Source organism: Gordonia aichiensis, assembly GCF_039946255.1.
Lineage (GTDB): Bacteria > Actinomycetota > Actinomycetes > Mycobacteriales > Mycobacteriaceae > Gordonia > Gordonia aichiensis_A.
On sequence record NZ_JBCDWL010000001.1, the window covers coordinates 386,918 to 407,603 of the forward strand.

The window sequence follows — 20,686 nt, forward strand, 5'->3', positions numbered from 1 at the left end:
CGTTCTAGCCTATTCTGCGGTCGGCGCCTGCGCAGCGGCGTCGGCGGCCGGTGCCTCCGAAGCAGCCTCTGCGGCCGGAGCGGTGGCCTCGGCCAGCAGCTCCTGCTCCCACTCGGCGAGCGGCTCGCCCTCGCCGGCCTCCGGCTTGGCGTCGCCGGCAGCCTGGCCCGCGCGTGCCTGCACACCCTCGGCGACCGCCGAGGCGATGACGCGGGTCAGCAGCGCAGCACTGCGGATGGCGTCGTCGTTCGCCGGGATCGGGTAGTCGACGACGTCGGGATCGCAGTTGGTGTCCAGGATCGCAATGACCGGGATGTTCAGCTTGCGAGCCTCACCGACGGCGATGTGCTCCTTGTTGGTGTCGACGATCCACACGGCCGAGGGAACCTTGGCCATGTCGCGGATGCCGCCCAGGGTGCGCTCCAGCTTGTTCTTCTCACGCGTGAGCATGAGGATTTCCTTCTTGGTGCGACCCTCGAAGCCACCGGTCTGCTCCATGGCCTCCAGCTCCTTCATCCGCTGAAGGCGCTTGTGCACGGTGTTGAAGTTGGTGAGCATGCCGCCGAGCCAACGCTGGTTGACGTAGGGCATGCCGACGCGCGTCGCCTCTGCGGCGATCGACTCCTGCGCCTGCTTCTTGGTGCCGACGAACAGGACCGTGCCGCCGTGGGCGACGGTCTCCTTGACGAACTCGTAGGCGCGGTCGATGTACGACAGCGTCTGCTGCAGGTCGATGATGTAGATGCCGTTGCGGTCGGTGAAGATGAAACGCTTCATCTTCGGGTTCCAACGGCGGGTCTGATGCCCGAAGTGTGCGCCGCTGTCCAGCAGCTGCTTCATGGTCACGACAGCCATGAATGTGTCCTCTCTCGCAGTTTGTCGCCGGTCCCCGAGTCGGTTTCCGGCCCTGGCACCCACCACCGCGCCGCACACCCGGACCATTCCGGGACTGCGTGCTGCGCTGCCTTCTCGCGGGTGCGCGAAGTCGCCCAGGACATACCCGGGCGCGTCGCCAGACTACTCCGCCAGGGAGGGGCCGGCAACATCATCCGAGGGCGAACCATCTCTTTATTGACAATGATTTTCATTTACCTCAGACTGGGTCCTTAAAATTCGTCATCATCAGACGGGTCTGCCCCGTCGCGAGAGGTCACCATGGTTGAGCAGCTGTCCCACCGATTGTCCGAGTTGTTGGCCCTACGACATCCTCCGGTCGCGCTGACCTTCGTCGATCGGGCCCCGACCGAGTCGCCTCGAGTCACCGGGGCGGCGCCATCGGCCTGCACGTTCTGGCGACGAGCGGAGACCGAGAGCTTCTTCGCCACGGCGGCCGATCACCACAACTGCCCCATCGGATCGTTCGTGATGGGCTTCGATCTGCCTGCGCCCGCCAGCGACCGGCTCGGCGGCCTCGTGCAGTCGATGTGCGACGCGCAGTACATCGAATCGTCCGAAGCGGCGGCGATTCCGCGCATGCCGAGAACGGCCGCGGGCATCGTCTACGGTCCGCTCGCGGAGGCGACCTCGACTCCCGACCTGGTCCTGGCATGGGTCGACCTCGCGCACGCAATGATCTTCAACGAGGCTTCGGGCGACGCGCGGTGGACGACGGCAGCCGCCGACGTGACCGGTCGACCCGGGTGCGCGGCCCTGCCCCGAGCCATCGCGCGAAACGGACCGAGCCTCTCGTTCGGCTGCGTGGGGATGCGCACCTTCACCGGCATCGAGGACGGCCTCGGCCTCGCCGCGATTCCCGGCGGTGAACTGGCTGCGTTCATCGGTGCGTTGGCACGGACTGCGCGCGCCAACGAGTCGATGCGCGCATTCTACGAAGCGCATCGCGAGGCGGTCTGCGCGAACGCCGGTTCCTGACCGACCCGCCGGGCGTTGCGCTCTCTACCGACACGCCGAGGGAGCCGGAACGCGTCGGCGTGCGTCTAAGGAGTATGCGGAGAACTGGCGGAGTACGGGAATCGGCGGGCGCGGCGTCGCCGGCACTGGCGATGGCACTGGCACTGGCACTGGCACTGACACTGACGATCGCTGCGGCGCCCACTGAGGCCCGGCCCGCCTACGAGTGGCCGCTGCAGCCGGCGATCGCCCGCGGATACGATCCGCCGCCGCAGCCCTGGTTGTCGGGCCATCGGGGCGTCGACCTGGCCGCCGCGCCGGACGCGGCGGTGCTGGCCGCCCGGGCGGGCACCGTGGTGTTCGCCGGGATCGTGGTCGACCGTCCCGTGGTCTCGGTGACCCACCCCGACGGGGTGACGACCACCTATGAGCCGCTCACCCCCGCGGTGCGCCGCGGCCAGCACGTACGGACCGGACAGGTGATCGGATACCTGCGCGGCGGTCATCCCGGATGCACCGCGCGCGCCTGCCTGCACTGGGGCGCCCGCACGGGGGCCGGCCGCACCGCGCGCTACCGCAATCCGCTCGGCCTGCTCGGGCTGCTGCGGGTGCGTCTCAAACCGGTTCCGCTCGATCACGCCCGCGGGTGGGCCTGGGAGTGAACCGCACGCAGTCGTTCGACGCTGACGTGCGTGTAGAGCTGGGTGGTGGCCAGCGACGAATGGCCGAGCAGCTCCTGCACCACGCGCAGGTCGGCGCCGCCTTCCAGCAGGTGCGTCGCGGCGCTGTGCCGCAGGGCGTGCGGTCCCACGGACTGCCCGGCGGCCGCGGTCGCGCGATGGACGACGGTGCGCGCCATCCGCTGGTCGAGCCGTCCGCCCTTGACGCCGAGCAGCAGCGCCTGTCCCGACGACGCGGTCGCCAGCGCGGGCCGACCGCGCGTCAGCCACCTCTCGATCGCGGTGGCGGCGGGCCGCCCGTAGGGCACCGACCGCTCCTTGTCGCCCTTGCCGACCACCCGCACGATCCGCCGATCGGCGTCCACGTCGGCCAGATCCAGTCCGCAGAGCTCCCCGACGCGGATGCCACAGGCGTACAGCAGTTCCAGGATCAACCTGTCGCGCAGGGCGACCGGCTCGTCCGCGTCCTCCTCGGCTTCACCGACGCGGTCGATCGCGGCGGCGGCTCGTTCGGGTGCCAGCACCTCGGGCAGGACGCGGTGCGCCTTCGGCGCCTGCAATCGCTGAGCCGGATCGGTCGCCATGATCTGTTCTCGCACCGCCCACGCGCAGAACGTCTTCGCCGACGACACCTGGCGGGCGAGGGTGGTCCGAGCGGCTCCGCGGCGCGCGTGCTCGGCCAGCCAGGCACGCAGCAGGGTGAGATCGATGGCGTCCACCGGCACCCCGCGCGCTCCGGCGAACGACACCAGACTCCGCAGATCACCCACGTAGGCGCGCACGGTGTGGCCGCTGTGGCCCTTCTCGAAGCGCAGGTGGTCGGCGAAATCGGCGAGCACATCGGTCATCCTCGCACCGTACCCCGGTGACCGGCGCCGATACCGTGACACCGACCCGGACTGGCCCGTACGGGCCGGGCACGAGACAATGTGACCCGATCACACTTGCCTTTTTCGGATAGAAAGCAGTTGCCCTGACAGACCATCGAGTGCGCCCCGAGTCCGCCCAGCCGCCCGCGTCGTCCCAGTCCCCCGCGTCATCACAGTCCGAGTCCGCCGGACCCGCACCCGCGGTCGGCGCGGACGGTCTCCGGCCGGGTTCCGGCCTGGCCGTCGCCGTCCTGTGCGCGGCGGGCATCGTGGTCTCGCTGATGCAGACGATCATCGTGCCGCTGATCCCCGAGCTGCCGCTGCTGCTCGGCACGTCGCCGTCGAACGCCGCGTGGGCGCTGACCATCACCTTGCTCGTCGGCGCCGTCGGCACGCCGATCTCGGGACGCCTGGGCGACATGGTCGGGAAGCGACGTGTCCTGCTGGTCTGTCTCAGCGCGGTCGCCGCCGGCTCGACGGTGTGCGCGCTGTCGACCAGCCTCGTCCCGTTCCTGATCGGGCGCGGTCTGCAGGGCATCGGGATGGGCACCGTCGCCGTCGGGATCAGCCTGATCCGCGACATCGTGCCACCGCAGCGACTGGGGTCCTCGATCGGCGCGATGAGCGCCTCGCTCGGCGTCGGCGGAGCGCTCGGTCTGCCCTTCGCCGCGGTGATCGCCCAGCACGTCAGCTGGCACGCCCTGTTCTGGGTCAGCGCCGCGGTCGCGGTCGTCGCCGCGGTCGCCGTCCGGATCGCCGTCCAGGTCAGCGCGATCGCGACGGGCGGCCGGTTCGACGCCGTCGGCGCCCTCGGCCTGAGCGTCTTCCTGAGCTGTCTGCTGCTGGCCGTCTCGAAGGGCTACGAATGGGGTTGGACGAGCCCGGCCGTGCTGGGTCTGCTGGCGGGTTTCCTCGTCTCACTCGCCCTGTGGTTCCGATACGAGCGGGGACGTCCCGGGGCCCTGATCGACCTCCGCGTCAACGGCACCAAGCCGATTCTGCTGACCAACATCGCGTCGATCGCCGCGGGCTTCGTGTTCTACGCGATGCAGATGATGCCGATCCAGGTGCTGATGGCGCCGCAGGCGGCGCCCTCGGGGATCGGCTTGCCGATGGTGCAGGCCAGCCTGGTGCTGATGCCCGGTGGCCTGGTGATGTTCGCCTTCTCGTATGTGAGCGCCTGGCTGTCGCGGCGGCGCGGCGCGCGGGTGGCGCTGGGCGTCGGCAGCCTCGGGATCGGCGTCGGATACCTGACCTTCCTGGCCATGCTGCTCGGCCCGTGGCCGCCCACCTGGGGCTGGCTGCTGGTCGTGAACTGCCTCGTCGGCGCCGGTCTGGGCATCGCCTACTCCGCGATGCCCGCTCTGATCATGGAGTGGGTGCCGGTGACGCAGACCGGCGAGGCCAACGGCGTCAATGCGACGATGCGTGCGGTCGGCACATCGTTGGCGACCGCGGTGGTCGGGATGATCCTGGCGTCGTCGTTCGCCGTCGTCGACGGCGCCACCGGGCCGATCCCGGTTCCCACCGTCGGCGCCTACGTGTCGGCCTCGGTGATCTCGCTGGTCGTGTGTGCGGTGTCGGCGATCGCCGCCTTCGCGGTTCCGCGCGGGCGACTCGTCGACGAACCCGTCGTCTGACCCGGTGGCCGGCCTGGGCCGGTCAGCCGACGGACTCGGCCTCGGCCTTGCGCTCATCGGCCTTCCACTGGCGGAAGCCCTCCTCGGTGCGCCCGCGTCGCCAGTACCCGGAGATCGACGAGGCGCGCTGCGCGCTGACGCCGCGCTCCTTGCGCACGTAGCCGCGCAGGTTCTTCATCACCGCCTGCGCCTCCCCGTGGATGAAGACCTGCGGTTCACCGTCGAGCCATTGGGCGGCGCGGACGGCCGCGACGATCGGCGCGTTGTCGCCCGCCCGGTCCTCCGGAGCCTCGCCCGAGCTCGATCCGCGATGGATCCAGGTGATCTCGGCGCCGACCGGCGCGGTCAGAGCCAACTCGTCCGCGGGCCCGGCGACCTCGATGAACACTTTCGCGACGGCGTCGGCGGGCAGTGCCTCCAAGGCCGCGGCGAGCGCCGGCAGTCCGGCCTCGTCGGAGACGAGCAGGTGCCAGGGCGCGTCGGGATCGGGTCGGTAGCCGCTGCCCGGCCCCTGAAAACTGATGACCTCGCCCGGCCGGACGCGTCGCGCCCACGGTCCGGCCAGTCCCTCGTCGCCGTGCACGACGAAGTCGACGGCCAGCTCGCGCGCGAGCGGGTCGTACCGGCGCACCGTGTAGGTCCGGAGCACGGGTCGGCGTTCCGGCGGCAGACTCGCCCGCAGCGCTTCGACGTCGACCGGCTGCGGGAACGCCCCGCCGTCGGGGGTGAAGACGAACTTTACGTACATGTCGGTGTCGGCGGCGTCGGGGGCGCCGGGCCCGACCGGCAGGAAGTCGTCGAATCCGTCGCCGCCGAGCCACACCCGCACCATGTGGGGGGTCAACTGCTCGGTACGCAGCACCGTCATCGTGTTCAGTCGCTTCGCCACGCGAACTCCTTCGTCCACTGCTCGAGGCATCGGCTCGGCTGATCGGCCCCGATGTCGGGCGACCGCTGCAGATCCCGCCGATGGTGTTTAGGCCAGCCTAACAGGATGGGGGCGGGCCGGCCGATCGCCGCGAGCGTCGTTCAGCGCACCAGCCGCCACGTCCCGTCGGCTCCGTCGACCAGCCCCGCCAGGTCGAGCGCCGACAGCGCCCGCAGCACCGCGCTGACCCCGACGCCGCTGGTGAAGGAGATCTCGTCGACCGACAGTCCGCCGTGCGCGGGCAGCGCCTCGAGCACCCGCAGGTGCTCGCCGGGCAGGCCGTCGGTGCGCCGAGTCTCCCCCGGCGGCTTCACGTCGTGTCCATCGGGGGCGGCGAGCGCGAGGGCTGCGGCACCGTCGGCGACCAGGACCGCGTCGCCGTCGGCGATCATCGCATTGGCGCCGACGGAGGTGGCGCTGGTGACCGGCCCGGGGACCGCCCCCAGCGGCCGCCCGATCCGCTTCGCCCAGGCGGCCGTGTTCGCCGCACCGGAGCGCCGACCCGCCTCCACCACGATCACCGCCGACGACAGCGCGGCGACCAGGCGGTTACGGGTCAGGAAGCGGTGCTTGGCCGCGCCGCTGCCCGGTGGATACTCGGTGATCACCGCACCGTGCTCGGCGATCTCCCGCAGCAGCCTGGCGTGCCCGGTCGGATAGTCGCGGTCGATTCCGCAGGCGAGCACGGCGGCGGTCGGCGCGCCCGCCGCGAGCGCAGCGCGGTGGGCGGCGCCGTCGATCCCGTAGGCGCCACCGGAGACCACCGCCCATCCGGCCGCGCCCACGTCCGCCGCCAGCAGACCGGTCACGTGGTCGCCGTACGACGACGATGCCCGCGACCCGACCAGGGCCACCGCCCGCTCGGTGAGGTCGGCGCAGGCCAGCGGGCCGCGCACCCACAGCGCCAAGGGCGCTCCGCCGCGCGCCGCGGTCTCCGCCTGATCGAGCGCGAGCAGTTGCCAGGCGGGCCAGTCGGGATCCTCCCGCGTCAGCAGCCGAGCGCCCAGCCGGTGGCAGGTCTCCAGGTCGCGGGCCGCCGTGTCGGTGCTCGCCCGCGCCTGCGTGGCGGCCAGCACCGACCGGTGGGCCGCGGGCACCTTCCGGTCGCGCACCGCCGCCGCAGCCTCGACGGCGCCGAGATCGTCCACCAGCGCGACCAGCGACGCGCACGGCGGTTCGGCCACCGCCGCCAGATAGGCCCACGCCCGCAGTTCCCGATCGGTCATTACCTCTCCCCGCCTCCTGCTGTCCCCGGACCGGGTCCGGGGTTGGTCATCTCACCGAGCGTGCCGGTCACAGCCCGCCTCGATCCCGGTACATCAGGGCCGAGAGCACGTCGTCGGGACCGGGCAGGTCGGCGCCCCGCAGATCGGCCAGCGTCCACGCCAGACGCAGCGCCCGATCGGCTCCGCGAGCGGTGATCCGACCGTGCCGCAGGGCCTGCTCGATCGGCGCCAACGCCGCCGCCGACGGTCGATAGCGTTGGCGCAGTGCACTTCCCGGCACCTCTGCGTTGGTCAGCCAGCCCTCCTCGCCCCACCGTTGCCGCGCCGCCGCCCGCGCCTGCGCCACTCGCGCCGCCACCGCGGCGCTCGACTCGCCCGCCTCGGTGAGCAGGGCGCTGTTCGCGGGCGGCTCCATCCGGACGCGGATGTCGATCCGATCCATCAACGGCCCCGACAGCTTCCCCAGGTAGCGGCGTCGCTGCACCGAGGTGCAGACGCAGTCCACGTCGTGCGCCGGCGCGCACGGACACGGGTTCGCGGCCAGCACGAGCTGGAATCTGGCCGGATACACGGCGGTGCCGTCGCGCCGTGAGATCCGCACCTGGCCCTCCTCGAGCGGTTGGCGCAGCGAGTCGAGGACTTTGGCGCCCATCTCCGCGCACTCGTCCAGGAACAGCACACCGCGGTGGGCGCGCGAGACCGACCCGGGACGGGCCATCCCGGTGCCGCCGCCGAGCAGCGCGGTGATCCCGGCACTGTGGTGAGGGGCGACGAAGGGCGGTGCGACGATCAGCGGGCGGTGCTCGGGCAGCGTGCCCGCGATCGAGTGGATCGCGGTCACCTCGAGCGACTCCTCCGGCCCCAGCGGGGGCAGGATCCCGGGCAGCCGGCTGGCGAGCATCGTCTTCCCGATTCCCGGCGGTCCCGTCATCAGCAGGTGGTGTGCCCCGGCCGCCGCGATCTCCAGCGCGTGCCGCGCGGCGGCCTGCCCGGCGACGTCGGCCATGTCGGGGATCACCACCGGCGCCGGTTCACGGGCCTGGTCGTCGACCGTGTCGAGCACCAGATCGCCGGCCATCCAGCGCACCACGTCCGACAGCGACTGCGCCCCGCCCACCTCCAGGCCGGACACCAGCGTCGCCTCGGCGACGTTTCCGATGGGGACCACCGCGCGGGCGAAGCCCGCATCACGCGCCGCGAGCAGTCGGGGCAGCACCCCGCGCACCGGGCGCAGCCGGCCGTCGAGCGCGAGCTCACCGAGCATGACGGTGCCGTCGAGCCGGTCGGTCGAGGCCTTCCGCGCGGCGATGAGCACGGCGACCGCCATCGCCAAGTCGTACCCGGGGCCCTGCTTGGGCAGGCTCGCCGGCGCGAGCGCGATCGTCACCTTGGTGGACGGGAACTCCAGTTCGCTGTTCCCGATCGCCGCACGCACCCGCTCCTTGGCCTCGCGCAGGGAGCCGTCCACGCTGCCGCTGATCGTCACTCCGGGCAGGCCCGAGGAGATGTGGGCCTGGATCTCGATCAGGTCGGCGGCGAAGGCGTTGAGCCCCACCGAGTGCACTCGTCCCAGTCCGCCCACGACGCACCTACTCGCTGACGCCGACGTGGTGCCACCAGGTGGCACGCTGGAGGTCCTCCGGATCGGCGATGTCCAGCTGCACGGACACGACGTCGAACCGGACCTGCTCCCAGAACGCGTCCTGCTGCGCCAGCCACTGTCGTGCCAGCAGCCGCATGCGTCGCAGCTTCTGCGGGGTGACCGCGCCCAGCGGATCGACGTAGGTGCGGCTGGCCCGAGTCTTCACCTCGACGATGACCAGGGTGGCCCCGTCGGCACCGATCAGATCGAGTTCGCCGTACCGGGTGCGCCAGTTGCGCGCCAGCACCCGCCAGCCGAGCTTCTCCAGATACTGTGCTGCGAGGTCCTCCCCGAGCTGACCGACCAGCCGCCGCCGGTCCGGACGCGTGCCTGCCTTGTGTTCCCCCATGCAGCAAGGATGGGCGGCGCGAGAGCGCACCGCCAGCGCCGCGAGCCCCTCCGACGGCGAGTGTGGAGAACTCTCAAACGATCAACATCTGCTCCTGCACCGATGCACCGGTGCCGCTCACGGCTCGTCGGGCAGCCGCAGCTCCGAGCGTTCCAATTCCTCGATGTTGACGTCCTTGAAGGTCACCACGCGCACCTGTTTGACGAACCGTGCCGGACGGTACATGTCCCAGACCCACGCATCGGTCATGTGGATTTCGAAGTACACCTCCCCGTCGGAGTTCCGCGGCACCAGGTTCACGCCGTTCGCAAGGTAGAAGCGGCGCTCGGTCTCCACCACGTAGGTGAACTGGCCGACGATGTCCTTGTACTCCCGGTACAGGGACAACTCCATCTCGGCTTCGTACTTCTCGAGATCTTCAGCGCTCATCAGGCCAGCCTATCGCGGACGTTCCGGTACGACATACGGTGCTCCGCCGATGGTCCGCGGGCATCCAGGCACGACATGTGCAGTGCCGTGCTGTAGCCCTTGTGCACCGCGAACTCGTATCCCGGCACGCGCTCGTCGAGCGCCACCATGATCCGGTCCCGAGTCACCTTCGCCAGCACCGAGGCGGCCGCGATGCAGGCGGCGTTCGCGTCGCCGCCGATCACCGGCAACGACGGCGCGGCCAGCCCGGGGACCTGGAAGCCATCGGACAGGACGTAGCCGGGCCGCACCGACAGCCCGGCCACCGCCCGGCGCATGCCCTCGATGTTGGCCACGTGCACGCCGAGCCGATCGACCTCGGCGGCCTCGATCGCCACCACATGCCAGCTCACCGCATGGCGGGTGACTGCCGTGTACAGCTTCTCCCGTGTGCTCTCGGTGAGCTTCTTCGAATCGTCGAGGTCGGCCAGCGACTTGAGCTGCGAGTTCCCGAGCACGCACGCGGCGACCACCAGCGGGCCCGCGCACGCGCCGCGGCCGGCCTCGTCGACGCCGGCCACCGGACCGAGTCCCTGCCGGGCGAGAGTGAATTCGAGGGTCCGAAGTCCGGCGGCCTTGCGGACCGGCGACCGCGGCGGCCACCGGGTCGAGCCGGTCACTGCTGCGGATTCACCGAGCCGACGCCGCCGATTCGGGAGAACGGGTAGATGATGAAGCGGACCTTGCCGCGGATGTCGGAGACCGGCACGGTGCCGCGCAGCTCGTCGTCGATGTGCGCGCGGGAGTCGGCCGAATTGCTACGGTTGTCCCCCATCACCCAGACGTTCCCGTCCGGGACCTTCACCGGGCCGAAGTCGCTGCCGTAGCAGGTGCCCTTGCCCAGCACGCCCGCCGAGTCCTGGTACATCTGCGTCTGGAGTCCCTTGTCGACGTACGGCTCGTTCAGCGAACGGCCGTCGACGGTCACGCCCTTGCCGTCGGCCTCTCGGCACTGCACGGTCTGACCGCCGACCGCGATCACCCGCTTGACGAGATCGTTCTCGTCCGGCGGCGCGAGGGCGAAGATCGACAGGACGTCCTGCACCTTGTGCAGGACCGGATTCGACGACCGCGGCGACGACCATCCGCTGTCCCACGACGAGGTGGGGGCCTTGAAGACGACCACGTCGCCGGGCTGCGGATCGCCGAAGCGGTACGCGAGCTTGTCGATGACGATCCGGTCGTTGGTGCAGCCGTAGCAGCCGTGCAGGGTGGGTTCCATCGACTCGGACGGGACCACGTACTGCCGGAACAGGAACTGCGTGAACACGAACATCAGCGCCAGCACGATGGCGACGATGATCGCCAGCTCGCGCAGCCAGCGACTGCGCCCCTTCGGCTCCTCGTCGGCGTCGTGCTTGTCGAAGCTGAACGACCGTTTCGACTTCGCGTCATCGGTGCTGGTCGGCTGATCGCCGGTCGGTTCGTCGTCGACGCGCGGCTCGTCGTCGCTGCTGCCGGAGTTGTGGTCCACGTAGAACAGGGTAGCGATCTCCTCGGTGACGGCCGGTCTGTACATCCGTTCGCCGCGTCCCCCGCCGTCGACGGCACGTGCTCCCACCGCGGTGTCGGGCCGGGGAGGAGCGCGTCAGTCCTCGACGACGATGGTCTTGGTCGCCTCGCCGCGCACGTGTTCGTCGACCGCTCGATCCGCGTGCCGCATCTCACCTCGATGCGTGGTGACGAGCTCCGGTTTCAGCGCGCCGGTCCGCATCAGTTCGAGAACGGCGGGGATGTTGGCGCGCGCATTCGACCTCCCCAGGCGGAAGGTGATGTTGCGGCCGTACATCAACGCGGTCGGCAGCGCGGTGCTCCGCACGAGCGACACTCCGGAGACACAGGTGCCGTCCGGGGCGGTCTGTTTGATCGCGAGCCCGAGTCCGGCGGGAGAACCCGTGTCGTCGATGACCAGCCCGGCGCGGGGAACGCGCTTCATCGCATCCGGGCTGTGGGCCTCGATGCCCAGGGCTTCGGCGTGACGCCGTACGTGCGGTCGCCTGTCGACCAGATGCACGTTCTCGACGCCGAGGGCCTTCGCGATCTGGCCCGCGTACAGGGGAACGCTCGAGCTCAGCGGGATTCGACGACCGACCTCGGCGAGAATCACCACGTCCGCTGCTCGGTCGAAGCCGAGGAGGTCGTCGATGTACGGAGCCACCGTCCGGTAGGCGTCGGTGACGTTGTCGGCGACCGAGGCGGCGGCGACGGGGTCGATGCCTTCGGGCAACGGCACCAGCATCCCGTCCGCGAAGGGCACGCCAAGCAGTTCCGAGTACGCACCGCCCCAGTGGCCGCCCATCAGGCCGAAGCCGTACATGGAGATCGGCGGCACGCTCAGGCAGTTGGAGGTGAGCCCCGCCACGCACCGCGCGCAGGTGCCGCAGCTGATCTGGAACGGCACGACCACACGGTCACCGGGTCGCACGGTGGTGACGTCATCGCCCACCTCGACGACTTCGGCGACGCACTCGTGCCCGAAGTGGAAGGGCAGCAGGAAGGGTGTTCGTCCCAGGGCCATCGCGCGATCGAGATCGCAGGTGGCCGCGGCGATCGGATGCACCGTCGCTCCGCGCGGCCCCGGCGCGAGCGGCACCGGGGCGTCGCACCATTCGATGCGGCCGCCCGGCCCGACCGACAACGCCCTCATCCGAGGACCTCGACGACGACGCTGCGCGGCGGCCGCCTTGAACCGGTCGAGTCGCTCCCGAGACGATCGGTCCAGCAGGATGCTCGCCGCCGGGATCGCCGTACTGGAACAGAGGGCTCCGAGCAGGTGGCCGACGGTGCTCCGCGGGCGGTGTCGCCGACCGATCGGGTAACCGCAGTCGTGAGCCGTCTCCAACATGGTCATGATTCGATTCCTCCTTCGCTCGACGCCCCGTCAGTGCGGTGGACATGTTCGTCACCCCCGTGTCAGGTGAGATGGTCGAAGTCGCCGCGGACCCACGCGGCGTGTCGGGCGGCCGAATCCAGGACCACGCGCCGGGCGTCGTGCGAGATCACGCCGCCGCGATGGCTGCGCAAACGCTCGAACGGGAACCGGGCCACGTGCGCGGCGATCCGTTCGGCCACGGCGCCGGAGAGCGGGAGGTGGTTCGGATAGCTGCGCATGAAGCTCACCGAGTGCCGGTCCGGGTTGGCGTAGACGGTGTCGCCGGCCAACAGAACGCCGCGCCCGTCGGCGCCTGCCGCCCAGTGCGCGACGGCACTGCCCGGGAAGTGCCCGCCGGGTTGGGTCAGCGTGACACCCGGCAGGACCTCGATGTCGTCGGACCACGACCTGATGCAGGGATCTGGTCGGGCGATCCAGCCAAGGTCGGCCTCGGCGACCAGCACCGGGGCCCCGTCGAACGCGCGGCTCCATTCCACCTGCACGCCGAACAGGTGCGGATGCGACGCTGCGATGCAGGCCACTCCGCCGAGTGCTGCGAGGCGTTCGACGGCCGCATCGTCGAGGTAGCCGGCGGGATCCCACAGCAGGTTGCCCGACGACGTGCGCACGAGCATGCTCTGCTGGCCGATGCCGACGAGTGGTCGAGGTCGTACGCCGTAGAGGTCGGGCTCGAGTTCGACCACCTCGACGGTCGTCCCCGATGCGGCGAGCTCGGCGAGCCCGGTCCAGCGCTGCCCGGCAGCAGGCACCCACTGTCTCTCGTCGGCACAGATCGCGCACACGTCGACGCGCTCCGCATGCTCGACTCCGCACGTGGCGCAGATCCAGAATTCGACGTCGGTCCTCATGTCATCCCCTCCTTCCGAGTTCTACATCAGGCTCCAGGCGATGAGAATCGCCAGCCCGATGTCGAGTGCAGCACAGAAGGCCGCGAACGGCCGGGTGACGACGATCCTCATCCGATGGTGGACGACGTCCCACGCGGCGTGACCGACGAGAAGCGACGCGACGATCAGTCCACCCGCCGCGGGTGTCGAGCGAGCCACGAGCAGCGCCGCCGCGCCCAGCACCGCGAGAGCGGCCGATTCCAGAAGCAGCACGGTTCGCACGCCTCCCCGATCGCCGACACCGACACCGACGACCAGAACCGCCGCGAGGCCGAGCAGAACCGGCGTCGGATTCACTCCGATCACCTCGCCGACGACGATCACCACGAAGGTGAGTCCGAAGGCCGGCCACGCGAGCCACCCTCGGCCGAGCGCAGCCGTCGCGACGTAGACGAATCCGGAGGCGGTGAGAATCGGCGCCAGGCTGCGTCCGTCGTCGAGGTCCAGTCCGATCAGGAGTGCCAGCAGCAGCCCGGGAAGGAGCGGCCACCCGTCGAGCCACCGTGGGCGCGGTCGTCGTGGTCCTCGCTGTCGTCGTGGTCGTCGTGGTCCTCGCGGTCGTCGTGGTCGGGGGTCGCGCAGCCCGTCCTCGGCCGGGTGATGAGAGGTCATCGCGACCTGCCCCTCCCCGTGGCCGGGCGGACCCGGCCCCACGGCTTCATGACGGCGAGGACGACGGCGAAGGTCAACGTGGTCAACGAGACCGCCGGCGGAAAGAACAGGGTGACGATGCGATCGGCGTGCGCGGTTCCGTCGGGGAGCGAGGCACCGTACTGATCGACCTTCGCCATCCCCGGAGCGAGCACCACGATCATCGTCGTCAGGAGGGCGATGTTCAGCACCAGCTTGACCAGCACCCACCAGTAGCGGGTCAGGCCCCATTTGGTGCCGACGCCCAGCAGTACGCCGGTGACGAGCGCGATCGCCGCGCAAGCGAGCATCGGTGCGACGATGAAGTTCGCCAACGCGCGGTATGCCAGTCCCCGCAGTTCCAGGTCTGATCCGAACCACCCGACCAGCACGAGGATCGCGACGACGACGTCGACTCCGATCCAGGCTCCCGCAGAGATGATGTGCGCGATGAGCACTCCTTGTCGCCATCGCCGAGACAGCGTCCACGAGACGCCGACACCCGTCGATCGACGCCTCTGCCGCTCCAGTGTCGTCACGCCGACCTCCTCAGTCGAATTCGAGTGTCTGATGCATCTCGGCGGCGGATTCGATTCATGTCGGGCGTGCGACTCAGCGCGCTCGGCGCAGCACCGTCACGAGGACCCCGTCGCCGCACACGGTCGATTCCTGCAGCGCCCAGCGGGTCTTGTCCGGTGTGGTGTGCCACAGTCGACGCCCGTGGCCGAGGATGACCGGGAAGGTCATCAGGTGGATCTCGTCGACGAGGTCGTGCGCCAGCAGTCCCTGCGCCAACCGAATGCTCCCCGGCACCGAGATCTCACCGTCGACCCCCTTCTTGAGCGCGGCGACCTCCTCGAGAATGTCGCCGTCGAGGACCGTGGTGTTCGTCCAGGTCGGGGCCGCGAGCGTTCGCGAGACCACGTACTTGGGCATCGTGTTGTACTTGTCGGCGATCTCGCCGTCGTACTCGGGCCAGGCGGCAGCGAACCCCTCATAGGTCTTCCTGCCGATCAACAGCGCCGCCGCGTCCAACGCCTCGCGTTCTTTGAATCGCTCGCCTTCGGCGCCCCGCTCGATCTCCAGGCTCCAGTTCGGGTACTTGAAGTCCTCCCTGCCGGGCGCTTCGACGACGCCGTCGAGTGAGATGAACTCCGTGAGGACGATGTCTCCCATGTCAGTTCTCCGAGGCGAAGGCCCGCAGTGCGGCAGCGAGCACGTCGGGGGCTGTGCTGTGGTTCTCGCCGGGCACCGGTTTCACGGTCGCGGTGGGCAGCACCCCGGCGATCGCTTTCGCACCGCCGGCGAGAGCGGGCCAGGTGTTCTCGCCGTACATCACGAGTACCGGAACCGTGATGGCCGCCCAACGGTCTTCGGCGAGCGGGCGACCCGACATCGCGTCGCCGACCTGGCGTCCGTCGTACGCGATCGTCGGTGCGATGGCTTCCAGACCCGGCCAGACGTTCGGGTCCTGCTTCTTGCCTGCGACGAACTCGGATGGCATGCCGACCGCGGCCGTCATGAAGATCTCGACCGCATCGCCGGGGAGGCCGGCCGCAACGGCCGCCTCCAGACGAGGCACGTAGTCGGCGGGCAGCGGCGGACGCGAGTCGTCGACCAGCGCGTTGGCCTCGAAGACAGCGACCCGGGCCATCGGCACTCCGGCGTCAGCCGCGTTCAGTGCCAGGTTGCCTCCGGAAGACCACCCGAACACGGTCGCCGGGCGACCATCTGCGACCTGCGCGATGATTGCCGCGAGGTCTTCGAATTCGCGTTCCTTCGCGTATGGGACGGTGTCGGAGCTCTCCCCGCGTCCGCGACGATCGTACGAGATGACGAGGAACTCGTCGTCGAGCAGTTCGGCGGTCGCCTGGTTCTCCGGTGTCGTCGCGCGATGGGCGGTCGCGCCGTCGACGATGACGATCGGGGCGCCCGATCCCCACGCCGAATAGGCGATCCGTGTTCCGTCGTCCGAGACGATGGTTCCGTTGTGCATGGTGTTTCCCTTCTTCGGCTTCTCAGCGACGTCGGCCACTCGGTGCTGCGCGTGGGCTCAACCTGGAGATCGGCGCGCCTCGGCTGGTAGAGATCCGACCGCCGCGAGATCGACGCACCCGGCCGGCGACGACCGCGACGAGGGCGACGACCAGCCCGGTACCGAGGCCGATGACCAGGCTGACGACCGCGGTGTAACCGCGCAGGGCCCACTCCTGCACGCCGGGAGCGAACGACGACGAGAAATCGACAGCGGCCTGCGGGATCTCGTGAGCGGCACCGGGTCCCTGCAGCAGCGACTGATGCACGACGATGAGCGAGATCGCGTACAGCCCGCCCAGAACCAGGAAATCCCTGAACGGTCGTCGCGTCGGTCGCATGATCGCGACCGCCGTCCACGCCGCGAACGGCGCGAGCGCGAGGACGAAGTAGAGCAGCGAACTCTCCGGCGAAACGATGTCGAGATCGGCCAGCACCGTGCGCGGCAGTCCGATCGCGACCAGAGCCAGCATGAGCCCCACCGGCATGTCAGTGAATGGAAAGCGCCGCTTCGCGAACTCGGTCATGGACCCCACCTCCACCAGGGTTACATTAATTTGATAGTGACTATATTTTTATGGCAACCGTTTTCTGCGGGTATGGTCGCAGGCGTGGACATCGAGTCGAAGCCGCTGGGTCTGAGGGAGCGCAAGAAGCAGGAGACCCGTCGCCGCATCCGCGCCGTCGCGATCGAGCTCTTCGACGAACGCGGATTCGACCACGTCACCATCGCGCAGATCGCCGCACAGGCTGACGTCTCCGAAGCGACCATCTTCAACTACTTCCCCACCAAAGAGGATCTGATCCTGCTCGGCATGGCCGACTACGGCAAGCGCCTGATCGCCGCACTCCGCGAACGGGATCCCGGAACCTCAGTGCTCACGGCGTATCGCGACCGGCTCTCCCGCCCGGTGGGCTTCCTGGCGAATCCCGACCCCGCCGCGATCGCCGAACTGGTGCGGGTACGGCGCATCATCGCCTCCAGCACCAGCCTGCAGGCCCGGGAGCACCTCATCGCCGTAGCCACTGCGATGGACCTCGCCGACCTCATCGCCGAGAACTCGACGTACCGGATCAACCCGCGGTTCCTCGGCATCGCCCTGATCGGAATCCAGCAGACCATGACTCACGAGATCGGCCGCCTCGCCGCCGACGGTCTGCCCGGTTCGAAGATCGCCGAGATCGTGCTCCCGCAGGGCCTCGACGCCGTCGATGTACTCATCCGAGGTCTCGAATCCGGCCCGAGAGCGGCCGGACACGAAGTCCGCACGAACTGAACGGCACGGCATGGTCCTGCCACCCGGACTCGCGACCGCCGGTCCGCGGGACTGCTGTGCATCCGCGAAACTGCTGTGCAGACGACAGAGACCCCGCACCAGTCGGTGCGGGGTCTCGTGGTCTGTTCCGGTCGACCGTGATTTCAACAGTCGACGGTCAGCGCGTCAGCAGGTCAGCGCTTCTCCTTGATCTTCGCCGCCTTGCCGCGCAGGTCGCGCAGGTAGTACAGCTTGGCGCGACGCACGTCGCCGCGGGTCAGGACGTCGATCTTGGCCAGGTTGGGGCTGTGCACCGGGAAGGTGCGCTCCACGCCGACGCCGAACGACACCTTGCGGACGGTGAAGGTCTCACGGACGCCACCGCCCTGACGACGGATCACGACGCCCTTGAAGACCTGCACGCGCTCCTTCGAGCCCTCGATGACCTTGACGTGCACGTCGAGCGTGTCGCCGGGGCCGAACTCGGGGATGTCGTCACGCAGCGACTGCTTGTCGAGGAAGTCCAGGGTGTTCATAGTTCTCGTCCAATCTGGGCGGGGACAGAGGAACCTGGCGGCCGCGCCGCGATGCGACGTGGTTCAACCGGTTCATGCCCGTGTCAAAGGTCTGTTCGCACTGCATCGGAGAGACAATCCTCCCGCAGGCAACCTGAAACATTGTGCCACCTTCACCCGGCCCTTGGGAAATCGCCCGAGCCGCGGCCCCGAGTTCACAGGGTCGGGTCGAGTTCTTGGTCATCGTCGACGCCCTCTCTCCCACCGCCGTCGTCCCCGCCACCGGCGTCGTCATGGGCCGGGATCTCGATCGCACCGATGATCGCCGGTCCGACCACCGGCTGCGGGCCGATGACGAGGATCCCCTCGGTGGTCGAGCGCAGATAGTCGGCCGGTCGATGGCCGCGGTCGTCGTCGGAGCGGCGGGCGGTCGGACCGGGGCCGTACGGGCCACTCCCGGTCCGGGGCGACGAGGGCCCGCTGCCGGAGGAATTCGGCGTGCCAGGGTTCGTCGTGCCTGAGTTCGTCGCACCTGAGTTCGCCGCGCCCGGGTTCGTCGTGCCGGCCCCGGCGGCACCGGACGTCGTCGGCGCACCGCTGCCCGTCCCCGCCGAGGCGGTGCCACGCAGCGCGGCGTTCGACAATGCCGTGTTCGACAATGCGGTGCTCGACAGCGCCGTGCTCGACGTCGGCATCCGCGTGGTCGTCGCCGGGACGGCGGCTCGGGCGGCGCCCGGTCCGCGGGCCTGCGCCGGGGCTGATGGGAGCGGAGCGGCCGGCGGCACCGGCGACGGGCTCGACGCACCGCTCGGCGCGGGGCCTGGCGCACCCGGGGCGCCGGCCGGTCCCGCAGGCGGCGCCCCGGGTGCGGTCGGCGGCGCAGCGACCGGTTCGTCCTTCCCGCCGGGCCCGAACCCGGGACCGGAGAGCACTGAAGCATCGGAAGCTGGAACGTCGGAAGTCGCGCCGGCCGTCCGCGTCGTTGCGGAGTCGGCGAGCGACACGTCGGCCGAGCGGCCGACGCCGGCCACCTGATCGACGGCGTGCCCCGCAGCGCTCGCCCCGATGCCGGGCGGCGGGCCCGCGACGGCGGTGAGCCCGTGCGCCGAACCCGCCATCGGCGCGTTGTACGCGCCGGTCAGTTCGGCGCCGAGTGCGGCCCGAGCCGCCGCCCCCGCGGCTGCGGACCGCGGCAGGACGATCGTCATGGCGAGCACCCGCGGCCGGTAGGCGACGGTCGCCGCCAGTATCCCGGCGGCACCGGTCAGCGACGACTGGCCGCCGACGAGGCCGTCGGCGGCCGCGCTCACCTGCTCAGCCAAACGGGCACCCGCCTGTGCTGCGCCGTCGGCGGCCGCGCCGACCAGCTCTCCCGGCGCGAACGCCGCCGACAGCCGAGCCGCCACCGCACGTGCCGCGGCGATGATCCGGTTGATCTCGGCAGCGTCGGCCGCAGCCGCCGCGGAGTCCATGGAGTCCAGACGTGAGAGAAGTTCTTGGGTCGAGACCGTCCACGAGGTGCCCATGCCTTCAAGGACGCACCCGGGCCGTCTTCGGTTCCACGACACGCCGGGCGGCGAAGAGATTCGTCAGTCCGCGAGCAGATCGGGCCTGCGTTGCCTGGTCCGCTCGAGCGCCTGTTCGTGACGCCAGGCCGCGACCTTCGCGTGATCGCCGGACAGCAGGATCGCGGGAACCTCGAGGTCTCGCCACACCTTCGGGCGGGTGTAGCTGGGTCCCTCCAGGAGGCCGTCGGAGAACGAATCCTCTTGGTGCGACTGCGGATTGCCGAGCACTCCCGGCATGAGGCGGGTGGTCGCCTCGACCATCGCCAGCACCGCCACCTCGCCACCGATGAGGACGAAGTCGCCGAGCGAGACCTCTTCGACGCGCACGCGCCGCGCCGCGTCGTCGAAGACGCGCTGGTCGATGCCCTCATAGCGACCGCACGCGAACACCAGGTGCTGCTCGGTGCTCCACCGCTGCGCCGTGGCCTGCGTGAACGGCACGCCGGCCGGCGTGGGGACCACCAGGAGCGCCTCGTCGGGGCACACCTCGTCGAGCGCCTCGCCCCACACCTGCGGCTTCATCACCATGCCCGGTCCGCCGCCGTAGGGGGCGTCATCGACGCTGTGGTGGACGTCGTAGGTCCATTTGCGCAGGTCGTGGACGCCGACCTCGATCAGGCCGGCGTCGATCGCCTTCCCCAGCAGCGCGGCCCGCATCGGGTCCAGGTACTCGGGGAAGATCGTCAGCACGTCGATGCGCATGCGAGTCAGTCCTCGATCGGTTCGATGAGACCGGCGGGCGGATCGATCTCGATCCGCTCGCGGGTGACCACCGGGACGATCTCTCGGACGAACGGGATCAGGACCTCGCGGCCGTCGTCGGTCGTCACCGCGAGCAGTTCACCGCCCGGCAGGTGCATGACCTCCTTGACGACGCCGACGGCCTCGCCGCCGACAGTCGCGACCGGCAGACCTTCGAGCTCGTGGTCGTAGAACTCGTCGGGGTCGTCCCCGGAGTCGACGTCGGCGGCGTCGATGAGGAACAGGGTGCCGCGCAGCTTGTCCGCCTCGTCGCGCCCCGCGACCTCCGCGAGCGAGAGCAACAGCCGCCCGGCGTGCATCCGGGCGGCTGTCACTTCGTATTCGGTTTCCCCGCCACCGGCGTTGCGGGGGGCGCGGCCGCGAAGCCGCGCACCCACCGCGAAACGAGTGGCCGGGTCGTCGGTGCGGACATCGACGACGACCTCACCACGGACGCCGTGCGTCTTGACCACACGACCGATCACCAGATCCATCAGATGCGAATCCTG

Annotated in this window: 24 protein-coding genes; 4 read left to right on the top strand and 20 right to left on the bottom strand. The window is 70.1% G+C overall.

Features of this window, described 5'->3' with window-relative positions; all coding sequences use genetic code 11:
* Positions 1-9: 9 nt before the first annotated feature.
* A complete protein-coding gene (gene rpsB / locus AAFO60_RS01810; RefSeq protein ID WP_347954428.1) occupies positions 10-855 on the bottom strand; it encodes a 30S ribosomal protein S2 in 846 nt (281 codons plus the stop codon).
* 300 nt (positions 856-1,155) lie between these two features.
* On the opposite strand from rpsB, the gene AAFO60_RS01815 reads away from it, so the two are divergent.
* Both AAFO60_RS01815 and AAFO60_RS01820 read left to right on the top strand, forming a co-directional pair.
* Positions 1,156-1,872 carry a DUF169 domain-containing protein gene (locus AAFO60_RS01815; RefSeq protein WP_347954429.1) on the top strand — a complete coding sequence of 239 codons (717 nt, stop codon included), beginning with the start codon at positions 1,156-1,158 and terminating at the stop codon, positions 1,870-1,872.
* A 74-nt stretch (positions 1,873-1,946) separates the two neighbouring features.
* Positions 1,947-2,513 carry a M23 family metallopeptidase gene (locus AAFO60_RS01820; protein WP_347954430.1) on the top strand — a complete coding sequence of 189 codons (567 nt, stop codon included), beginning with the start codon at positions 1,947-1,949 and terminating at the stop codon, positions 2,511-2,513.
* Here AAFO60_RS01820 and AAFO60_RS01825 read toward each other — a convergent pair.
* On the bottom strand, positions 2,486-3,379 hold the full coding sequence (locus AAFO60_RS01825) for a tyrosine recombinase XerC (protein WP_347954431.1): 894 nt from the start codon (positions 3,377-3,379) through the stop codon (positions 2,486-2,488). The genes AAFO60_RS01820 and AAFO60_RS01825 overlap by 28 nt on opposite strands.
* Before the next feature lie 140 nt (positions 3,380-3,519).
* Between AAFO60_RS01825 and AAFO60_RS01830 the strand changes: the two genes are divergently transcribed.
* Positions 3,520-5,040, top strand: coding sequence for an MFS transporter (locus AAFO60_RS01830; protein ID WP_424326314.1), 1,521 nt, complete (start codon positions 3,520-3,522; stop codon positions 5,038-5,040).
* A 22-nt stretch (positions 5,041-5,062) separates the two neighbouring features.
* Here AAFO60_RS01830 and AAFO60_RS01835 read toward each other — a convergent pair whose 3' ends face one another.
* From AAFO60_RS01835 to AAFO60_RS01900, 14 genes are all read right to left on the bottom strand, one after another.
* Positions 5,063-5,929, bottom strand: a complete 867-nt coding sequence (locus AAFO60_RS01835) for a siderophore-interacting protein (protein WP_347954432.1) — start codon at positions 5,927-5,929, stop codon at positions 5,063-5,065.
* 140 nt (positions 5,930-6,069) lie between these two features.
* Positions 6,070-7,194 (bottom strand): DNA-processing protein DprA, encoded by a 1,125-nt coding sequence (dprA, locus tag AAFO60_RS01840; protein WP_347954433.1) that lies wholly within the window; start codon positions 7,192-7,194, stop codon positions 6,070-6,072.
* Between the two features lie 67 nt (positions 7,195-7,261).
* Positions 7,262-8,776 (bottom strand): YifB family Mg chelatase-like AAA ATPase, encoded by a 1,515-nt coding sequence (locus tag AAFO60_RS01845; RefSeq protein WP_347954434.1) that lies wholly within the window; start codon positions 8,774-8,776, stop codon positions 7,262-7,264.
* 7 nt (positions 8,777-8,783) lie between these two features.
* Entirely contained in the window at positions 8,784-9,185 is a 402-nt protein-coding gene (locus tag AAFO60_RS01850) for a YraN family protein (RefSeq protein WP_347954435.1), read from the bottom strand.
* 117 nt (positions 9,186-9,302) lie between these two features.
* Entirely contained in the window at positions 9,303-9,614 is a 312-nt protein-coding gene (locus AAFO60_RS01855; protein WP_347954436.1) for a DUF2469 domain-containing protein, read from the bottom strand.
* On the bottom strand, positions 9,614-10,273 hold the full coding sequence (locus AAFO60_RS01860; protein ID WP_347954437.1) for a ribonuclease HII: 660 nt from the start codon (positions 10,271-10,273) through the stop codon (positions 9,614-9,616). The genes AAFO60_RS01855 and AAFO60_RS01860 overlap by 1 nt, the downstream gene beginning before the upstream one ends.
* Positions 10,270-11,172, bottom strand: coding sequence for a signal peptidase I (lepB, locus tag AAFO60_RS01865; RefSeq protein WP_347954438.1), 903 nt, complete (start codon positions 11,170-11,172; stop codon positions 10,270-10,272). The genes AAFO60_RS01860 and lepB overlap by 4 nt, the downstream gene beginning before the upstream one ends.
* A gap of 69 nt (positions 11,173-11,241) precedes the next feature.
* Entirely contained in the window at positions 11,242-12,504 is a 1,263-nt protein-coding gene (locus AAFO60_RS01870) for a zinc-dependent alcohol dehydrogenase (RefSeq protein ID WP_347954439.1), read from the bottom strand.
* A 62-nt stretch (positions 12,505-12,566) separates the two neighbouring features.
* Positions 12,567-13,394, bottom strand: a complete 828-nt coding sequence (locus AAFO60_RS01875; protein WP_347954440.1) for a hydrolase — start codon at positions 13,392-13,394, stop codon at positions 12,567-12,569.
* A gap of 21 nt (positions 13,395-13,415) precedes the next feature.
* Entirely contained in the window at positions 13,416-14,045 is a 630-nt protein-coding gene (locus AAFO60_RS01880; protein ID WP_347954441.1) for a hypothetical protein, read from the bottom strand.
* Complete coding sequence (locus AAFO60_RS01885) at positions 14,042-14,602, bottom strand: hypothetical protein (protein ID WP_347954442.1); 561 nt, start codon at positions 14,600-14,602, stop codon at positions 14,042-14,044. Before AAFO60_RS01885 ends, AAFO60_RS01880 begins: the two co-directional genes overlap by 4 nt.
* Before the next feature lie 73 nt (positions 14,603-14,675).
* The gene (locus tag AAFO60_RS01890; protein WP_347954443.1) at positions 14,676-15,239 is read right to left on the bottom strand and encodes a dihydrofolate reductase family protein; all 564 of its coding nucleotides are present in this window, start codon (positions 15,237-15,239) and stop codon (positions 14,676-14,678) included.
* A gap of 1 nt (position 15,240) precedes the next feature.
* The gene (locus tag AAFO60_RS01895; RefSeq protein ID WP_347954444.1) at positions 15,241-16,059 is read right to left on the bottom strand and encodes an alpha/beta fold hydrolase; all 819 of its coding nucleotides are present in this window, start codon (positions 16,057-16,059) and stop codon (positions 15,241-15,243) included.
* A 22-nt stretch (positions 16,060-16,081) separates the two neighbouring features.
* A complete protein-coding gene (locus AAFO60_RS01900) occupies positions 16,082-16,624 on the bottom strand; it encodes a hypothetical protein (protein WP_347954445.1) in 543 nt (180 codons plus the stop codon).
* Between the two features lie 84 nt (positions 16,625-16,708).
* Here AAFO60_RS01900 and AAFO60_RS01905 point away from each other — a divergent pair, with 84 nt between their 5' ends.
* Complete coding sequence (locus AAFO60_RS01905; RefSeq protein ID WP_347954446.1) at positions 16,709-17,374, top strand: TetR/AcrR family transcriptional regulator; 666 nt, start codon at positions 16,709-16,711, stop codon at positions 17,372-17,374.
* A 173-nt stretch (positions 17,375-17,547) separates the two neighbouring features.
* Here the strand turns inward: AAFO60_RS01905 and rplS are convergent, their stop codons facing one another.
* The 4 genes from rplS to rimM form a co-directional block, all read right to left on the bottom strand.
* Positions 17,548-17,889, bottom strand: a complete 342-nt coding sequence (rplS, locus tag AAFO60_RS01910; protein WP_347954447.1) for a 50S ribosomal protein L19 — start codon at positions 17,887-17,889, stop codon at positions 17,548-17,550.
* Positions 17,890-18,083: 194 nt separating this feature from the next.
* Positions 18,084-19,394 carry a hypothetical protein gene (locus AAFO60_RS01915; RefSeq protein WP_347954448.1) on the bottom strand — a complete coding sequence of 437 codons (1,311 nt, stop codon included), beginning with the start codon at positions 19,392-19,394 and terminating at the stop codon, positions 18,084-18,086.
* Positions 19,395-19,457: 63 nt separating this feature from the next.
* On the bottom strand, positions 19,458-20,138 hold the full coding sequence (trmD, locus tag AAFO60_RS01920; protein ID WP_347954449.1) for a tRNA (guanosine(37)-N1)-methyltransferase TrmD: 681 nt from the start codon (positions 20,136-20,138) through the stop codon (positions 19,458-19,460).
* 5 nt (positions 20,139-20,143) lie between these two features.
* A complete protein-coding gene (gene rimM, locus AAFO60_RS01925) occupies positions 20,144-20,671 on the bottom strand; it encodes a ribosome maturation factor RimM (RefSeq protein ID WP_347954450.1) in 528 nt (175 codons plus the stop codon).
* Positions 20,672-20,686 lie beyond the last annotated feature (15 nt).

Excerpts from the sequence above, each read along its gene's own strand:
- rimM (WP_347954450.1), bottom strand. The coding sequence starts at position 20,671 with ATGGATCTGGTGATCGGTCGTGTGGTCAAGACGCACGGCGTCCGTGGT.
- AAFO60_RS01870 (WP_347954439.1), bottom strand. The coding sequence starts at position 12,504 with ATGACCATGTTGGAGACGGCTCACGACTGCGGTTACCCGATCGGTCGG.
- rpsB (WP_347954428.1), bottom strand. The coding sequence starts at position 855 with ATGGCTGTCGTGACCATGAAGCAGCTGCTGGACAGCGGCGCACACTTC.
- AAFO60_RS01895 (WP_347954444.1), bottom strand. The coding sequence starts at position 16,059 with ATGCACAACGGAACCATCGTCTCGGACGACGGAACACGGATCGCCTAT.
- AAFO60_RS01875 (WP_347954440.1), bottom strand. The coding sequence starts at position 13,394 with ATGAGGACCGACGTCGAATTCTGGATCTGCGCCACGTGCGGAGTCGAG.
- dprA (WP_347954433.1), bottom strand. The coding sequence starts at position 7,194 with ATGACCGATCGGGAACTGCGGGCGTGGGCCTATCTGGCGGCGGTGGCC.
- trmD (WP_347954449.1), bottom strand. The coding sequence starts at position 20,138 with ATGCGCATCGACGTGCTGACGATCTTCCCCGAGTACCTGGACCCGATG.
- AAFO60_RS01815 (WP_347954429.1), top strand. The coding sequence starts at position 1,156 with ATGGTTGAGCAGCTGTCCCACCGATTGTCCGAGTTGTTGGCCCTACGA.
- lepB (WP_347954438.1), bottom strand. The coding sequence starts at position 11,172 with ATGTACAGACCGGCCGTCACCGAGGAGATCGCTACCCTGTTCTACGTG.
- AAFO60_RS01820 (WP_347954430.1), top strand. The coding sequence starts at position 1,947 with ATGCGGAGAACTGGCGGAGTACGGGAATCGGCGGGCGCGGCGTCGCCG.
- AAFO60_RS01915 (WP_347954448.1), bottom strand. The coding sequence starts at position 19,394 with ATGGGCACCTCGTGGACGGTCTCGACCCAAGAACTTCTCTCACGTCTG.
- AAFO60_RS01900 (WP_347954445.1), bottom strand. The coding sequence starts at position 16,624 with ATGACCGAGTTCGCGAAGCGGCGCTTTCCATTCACTGACATGCCGGTG.
- AAFO60_RS01850 (WP_347954435.1), bottom strand. The coding sequence starts at position 9,185 with ATGGGGGAACACAAGGCAGGCACGCGTCCGGACCGGCGGCGGCTGGTC.
- rplS (WP_347954447.1), bottom strand. The coding sequence starts at position 17,889 with ATGAACACCCTGGACTTCCTCGACAAGCAGTCGCTGCGTGACGACATC.
- AAFO60_RS01825 (WP_347954431.1), bottom strand. The coding sequence starts at position 3,379 with ATGACCGATGTGCTCGCCGATTTCGCCGACCACCTGCGCTTCGAGAAG.
- AAFO60_RS01880 (WP_347954441.1), bottom strand. The coding sequence starts at position 14,045 with ATGACCTCTCATCACCCGGCCGAGGACGGGCTGCGCGACCCCCGACCA.
- AAFO60_RS01890 (WP_347954443.1), bottom strand. The coding sequence starts at position 15,239 with ATGGGAGACATCGTCCTCACGGAGTTCATCTCACTCGACGGCGTCGTC.
- AAFO60_RS01855 (WP_347954436.1), bottom strand. The coding sequence starts at position 9,614 with ATGAGCGCTGAAGATCTCGAGAAGTACGAAGCCGAGATGGAGTTGTCC.